This is a genomic window from Mesorhizobium sp. GbtcB19 (genome assembly GCF_019091085.1).
Classification (GTDB): Bacteria; Pseudomonadota; Alphaproteobacteria; order Rhizobiales; family Rhizobiaceae; genus Mesorhizobium.
Map to the genome: position 1 here is coordinate 1 of NZ_JAGXJY010000678.1, position 228 is coordinate 228.

Consider the following 228-nt stretch of genomic DNA (forward strand, 5'->3'; position numbering starts at 1 on the left):
GCCATGCGCCAGCGTCAGCTCGAGGATTTCCAGTTGCCCGCCCGCCCCGGCGTAGAGGTACGGACTGTCCTCGAAATTGTCCTTGGCGTTGGCGTTCGCTCCGGCCGCGATCAGCGCCCCGGCGGGGGCAATTTTATTGTCATGCGGGGCAACAAGCAGCGGCGTGGTGCCGGTGCCGGCGCGCGCGTCGATCACGGCGCCTTGGGGCAAAAGCCTGCCGATCCCCCC

1 pseudogene is annotated in these 228 nt (G+C 68.4%); it reads right to left on the reverse strand.

Going from position 1 to position 228, the window contains the following annotated elements:
• Positions 1-222 (reverse strand): annotated as a pseudogene (locus tag KVT37_RS33395) (ankyrin repeat domain-containing protein); the annotation flags it as partial.
• Between the last annotated feature and the right edge of the window lie 6 nt (positions 223-228).